Below are 5389 nucleotides of genomic sequence, written 5' to 3' on the forward strand. Positions count from 1 at the left end.
GAATCCACCCCGCGCCGCGGCGGAAGCCGACAGGATGAAGGGGAAAGGTTCATTCGTCGGCACCGGGGGGAGCCACCACCCATGAACCGTCCGCTGCGGCACATAGCCCTCTTCTGCGGCATCCTCACGCTCGCCCTGCTGCTGCGGGCGACCTGGGTGCAGTTCGCGGAGAACGACGAGCTGTCGAACCACAAGAAGAACCGCCGCGTGCAGATCGAGGCGTTCTCCCACCCCCGCGGCGACATCATCGTCGGCGGCAAGTCCATCACCGGCTCGAAGAAGACGCCGGGCTCCGACTTCGAGTACAAGCGGGTCTTCAAGGAGGGCCCGATGTACGCGCCGGTGACGGGCTACTTCTCGCAGGCCCAGGGCGCCACCTTCCTGGAGGGCGTCCACAACGGCATCCTCAGCGGCAATGACGACCGCCTCTTCATCAAGCGCACCCTGGACATGCTGACCGGCAAGAAGCAGCAGGGCGGCGACGTGATCACGACCATCGACCCGAAGGCGCAGAAGGCCGCCTACGAAGGCCTGGTGAACCTGAACGCCAAGGGCGCGGTGGTCGCGCTCGACCCGCGCTCCGGCAAGGTGCTCGCCCTGGCCAGCACCCCTTCGTACGACCCGTCGGTCTTCGCGGGCATCTCGCCGGAGGAGGGACGCGCCTTCGAACGGCTCGGCGACCGCAAGGACAAGCCGCTGAACAACCGCGCCCTGCGCGAGATCTACCCGCCCGGCTCCACCTTCAAGATCCTCACTGCGGCCGCCGCCCTGGAGCACGGTGTGGTGACGGACATCGACAAGCCGACCGGCGCGAAGACCCCGTACAAACTCCCCCTCAGCTCCACCCGCATCGGCAACGACGTGCCCGACGCCAACTGCGACGACGTCTCGATGAAGACCGGCATGCAGTGGTCCTGCAACAACGTCTTCCTCGACATCGCCCTCAAGGTCGGCAAGGACAAGATGCGCCAGACGGCCGAGCAGTTCGGCTTCAACGAAGAGCAGTACATTCCCGTACGCGCGGTCGCCAGCAGCTACCCGGAGAAGCTCGACAAGCCGCAGACCGCGCTGACCGGCATGGGCCAGGGCAGCCTGACCAGCACCCCGCTCCAGATGGCGATGGTCACGGCCGGCCTCGCCAACGACGGCAGGGTCATGAAGCCGTACCTCGTCGAGGAGTTGCGCGGCCCGGATCTGACGACGATCGAGAAGGCCGAGCCGCACGAGCTGAACCAGGCCGTCTCCGAGGACACCGCGAAGGCCGTGCAGGACATGATGGAGAACACCGTCGAGAACGGCACCGCGAACAAGGCGCGGATCGACGGCGTCACGGTCGGCGGCAAGACCGGCACGGCCCAGCACGGCGCGGACGTCAACGACGAACGTCCGTACGCATGGTTCGTCTCCTACGCCAAGAACGCCGACGGCGATGCACCGGTCGCCGTGGCCGTCTTCGTCGACCCCTCCAACATGGACATCCCCCGCTCGGAGATCGCGGGCGGCAAGCTGGGCGCGCCGATCGCGAAGGCGGTCATGGAGGCGGTCCTGGAGCGCTGAGGGGTGCCTTTACCGGGCCGCAGGTGTCTCCCAGGGCAGGGGCGCGCTGTGCACCACGTCGAGCCGGGAGACGGCCCGGGTCAGCACGACGTACAGCCGGTGCAGGCCCCGCCGCTCGGCCGCCGCGATCGCGGCCGGTTCGACGGCGACGACATGGTCGTACTCCAGGCCCTTGGCGAGCGAGGCGGGCAGCACGGTCACGCGCGCGCCCAGCTCGTCGGGGCCCGCGCTCTCGATACCGGCCGCGTCCAGGGCCGCGCGCAGCGGCTCGGTGTGCGCGTCGGCGGCGATGACGCCGATCGAGCCCTCCCGCCCGAGCGCGTCCCGTACGGCCTCGACGGCGGCGGCGCGTACACCTGGCATGCCCCGCGTACCCCGCGTATCCCGCGCGTCCTGCACATGGCGGATGCGCAGCTCGCCGTCGGCCCGCATCGACCGGGCGGGCGGTACGTCCACGTCGAGGTGGGCGAGGAGCCGGTTGGCGAGCCCGACGATCGCCTTCGGCACGCGGAACCCTGTGGTCAGCGGGGTCACCGTGGCGTCCGGCTTGCCGAGGTGGCCGAGCAGTTCACCCCAACTGCCCGCCGCCCAGGGGGTGGTGGCCTGGGCGAGGTCGCCGAGCACGGTCAGCGAACCGAACCCGGCGCGGCGCGCGATGGCCCGGCACTCCATCGGCGACAGGTCCTGGGCCTCGTCGACGACGATGTGTCCGTACCCCTCGGGCCGCTCGAGAAGCCCCTCGATCTCGTCCATCAGCACCAGATCGGCGGGGCTCCACTTCGCGGATTTGTACGAGCGTGGGGGCCTCGCCCACAGGATCGCCCGCTGCTCCTCGGGCGCGAGGAGGCCGTCCGACGCGGCGGCGAGCGCGTCCGGGTCGGCGAACAGGCCCGCGAGCACCTCGTCGGCCCTGACCCTGGGCCAGACCTGATCGACGAGGGCACTCAGCGGGCGGGAGCGGCCGGTCTTCTGCACCCAGGTGTTGTTCCGCGGCCCGGACCGCCGCTCGGCCTGCGCCTGGACGGCCCGCACGACCCGGCTCCGCACCCGCTCGCGCCCCACCGCGTACGACGGCTCCTCGCCCCGCACACTCTCGACGATCCTCTCCAACTCCTCCCGCGACACCCGCCACCGGTACGACCCGTCCGGCACCGCGAGGGAGTCGACGGGCGCCCGGACACGGGAGTACAGCGCGCGGCGCAGCACCTCGGCCATCCGGGCGTCGTGCTTGACGAGGGCAGCGGCCTCGTCGTCCTCGGCGCGCACCGGGTGCCGGCCGACCTCGTCGAGGACGGTGGACTGGCGCACGCCGGTCTCGCCGAGGGAGGGCAGCACCTCGGCGATGTAGCGCAGGAAGGTGCGGTTGGGCCCGAGGATCAGCAGCCCGGAACGGCTTACGCGCTGGGGGTGGGTGTAGAGGAGGTACGCGGCGCGGTGCAGGCCCACGGCGGTCTTGCCGGTGCCGGGGGCGCCCTGCACACAGACGGATGCGGTGAGTTCGCCGCGTACGAGGTCGTCCTGCTCGGGCTGGATGGTGGCGGCGATGTCCCGCATGGGGCCGACGCGGGGCCGCTCGATCTCCCCGGCGACGATGAGGCTGCCGCGGCTTCCTTCGGGGGCCTGCGCCTCTGCTTCCGCCTCTGCGTCCGCGTCCGTGTCCGTGTCCGTGTCCGCGATCAGGTGTTCGTCCTCCATGCCGGTGAGGTCGGAGGAGTCCCCCTTGCTGCCGGGGGCCCAGCCGAACCGGCGGCGGACAGCGACGCCCTGCGGGTCGCGGGCGCCGGCCTGGTAGAAGGCGCGGGAGACGGGGGCGCGCCAGTCGACGACGAGGGGCGGGGCGGAGGGGTGTTCGGTGATGCGCAGGCGCCCGATGTGGTAGCGCTGCCCGCGGTGGTCGCCTGCCTCGCGCGCGTGCGGCCCGTCGGCGGCGAAGTCGAGGCGGCCGAAGAAGAGGGGCGCTTCGGGCAGTTCGCGCAGGGCCTTGGCGTGGCTGCGGAACTGGTAGCCGAGGACCTCCGCGTCGGCGCCCGAGGCGGACACGTCGGCGCCTCCTGCGACTTGTTCCTGGGCGCCTTCGACCATGCCGGTCAGGGCGGCGCGGCAGGTGTCGTGGTAGCGGCGTTCGAGGGTGAGGGGTTCTGCCGTATCCATGCGCCCACAATAATGTAACCGAGTTAAATTCGATACCGAGTAACGTTCTTAACCAAGTAACGGAAGCCCCTTACACTCCCCCCATGAGCGAAGCCGAGACGACCTCCGAGACGACCCCCGAGACGACCCCCGAGACAGCCCCCGAGCCTGACGGCAGCCTGCGGAGCCGAAAGAAGCGCCAGCGGTACACGACGATCTCCGAGACGGCGATCGCGCTCTTCCTGGAGCGGGGCTTTGAGAAGGTGTCGGTGGCGGAGGTGGCCGCCGCGGCGGAGATCTCCAAGCCGACGCTCTTCCGGTACTTCGCGACCAAGGAGGACCTGGTCCTGCACCGGTTCGCCGACCACGAGGACGAGGCGGCCCGCGTGGTCACCGGCCGCCCGGCCAGGCGGGCCGCGCTGGACGCGCTGCAACGGCACTTCCTGGACGGCCTCGAACGCCACGACCCGGTGACGGGCCTCTGCGACGCCCCCGAGATCCTCGCCTTCCACCGGCTCCTCTACTCGACGCCGTCACTGGTGGCCCGCCTGCACGGCTACCAGAACCGCTCCGAAGAGGCGCTGGCCGAGGCCTTGACGGCGGCGCACGGGGGCGACCGCCTGGAAGCGAGGCTGGCCGCCGGCCAGATCGTGGCCGTCCAGCGGATCCTCGCGGAGGAGAACTGGCGCCGGGTCGCCTCCGGCGAGGGCGCGGAGGAAGTCTGGCCCTCCGCGGTGACCGCGGTGAACAGGGCGTACGCCCAACTCCGCTCAGGCCTCATCCGGTACGCGTAGACGCCCCCGCCGCGCCTACGCAGGAACCTCTCCCACCCACCCGTTCACCCCGCACCAGCAGGCGAGGCAGGCGTGGCGCGCCCGCCGGCCGGAGGCAGCGGCGAGGCCAGACACCAGAGGGTGTCGAAGAGCTGCTGTCGCTGGGCGACTTTCTCCCGCCCCACGCGGCCCGACATGACGTGCCAGCGGGTCAGGGACGCCTGGTAGCCCATGAGGTCGAGCACCGTGCGCTGCGAGGGGGAAGTCACAGGTCTCTTGACGACCTTGCCGTAGATGCCGTCGAACAGCTCCTCACCGTCAATCAGGCAGAACTTCAGCATCGGGGTGATGCGCAGGGCACGGAACTGTGCGTCAAGGGCGGGCAGACCGTCCGGGAGCAGGCCACCCGGCGCCAGTTCCGCCAGATCCCGCGCGAATCCATGGATCTTCGCCAGCAGGGCCGCCCGCAAGTCGGGGTCGTCCACGGCCTTGCCCTCTCCGTTCAGCATGCCCGGTACCGCCATGGGCCCGGTGAAGTCCGGCACGAGGATCCGCAAGGACACCGGAGGCCGACGGCTCGCGTCAAGGTCCTCCAGGATGCGGCAGACCGGGTGCACCACGGTCTCTCCGGTGAAGCCGATCGCGTCTATCCGGGCCCGCCCGGGCTCCGCCAGGGCCCGGGCGAAGGACTGTCGGAGGTCCTCGGCCATGACCTCGCTCCGCGCCTCCGGCCGGAGGGCGTCGTTCAGCCGCCGCACCTCCGCGTAGAGGACGTAGCCGACCAGGCTGAGGATGGCGCCGCCCAGAAAGGCCTTGCCCTCCAGGGCGTCCCCCACCGGCTGCACGAACTGCGCGACCAACCCGAGGCAGAAAACACCGAGCAGCAGCGCCTTGGTGACGGCGCTCTCCGCGTCCGCCCACCCCTCCGC

Annotated in this window: 4 protein-coding genes; 2 read left to right on the forward strand and 2 right to left on the reverse strand. The window is 71.0% G+C overall.

Annotated elements, in window-relative coordinates:
• Positions 1 to 81: 81 nt before the first annotated feature.
• On the forward strand, positions 82 to 1557 hold the full coding sequence (locus tag GKQ77_RS26810; protein WP_219691508.1) for a peptidoglycan D,D-transpeptidase FtsI family protein: 1476 nt from the start codon (positions 82 to 84) through the stop codon (positions 1555 to 1557).
• A 9-nt stretch (positions 1558 to 1566) separates the two neighbouring features.
• Here GKQ77_RS26810 and GKQ77_RS26815 read toward each other — a convergent pair whose 3' ends face one another.
• Complete coding sequence (locus GKQ77_RS26815; protein ID WP_219691509.1) at positions 1567 to 3708, reverse strand: HelD family protein; 2142 nt, start codon at positions 3706 to 3708, stop codon at positions 1567 to 1569.
• Positions 3709 to 3791: 83 nt separating this feature from the next.
• Between GKQ77_RS26815 and GKQ77_RS26820 the strand changes: the two genes are divergently transcribed.
• Positions 3792 to 4481 carry a TetR family transcriptional regulator gene (locus GKQ77_RS26820; protein WP_219691510.1) on the forward strand — a complete coding sequence of 230 codons (690 nt, stop codon included), beginning with the start codon at positions 3792 to 3794 and terminating at the stop codon, positions 4479 to 4481.
• Positions 4482 to 4525: 44 nt separating this feature from the next.
• On the opposite strand, the gene GKQ77_RS26825 is transcribed toward GKQ77_RS26820, so the two are convergent.
• On the reverse strand, positions 4526 to 5389 hold an 864-nt coding region (locus GKQ77_RS26825), incomplete at its 5' end, for an ATP/GTP-binding protein (RefSeq protein WP_219691511.1).

Source organism: Streptomyces anatolicus (assembly GCF_019400875.1).
In the GTDB taxonomy this organism is placed as follows: domain Bacteria; phylum Actinomycetota; class Actinomycetes; order Streptomycetales; family Streptomycetaceae; genus Streptomyces; species Streptomyces anatolicus.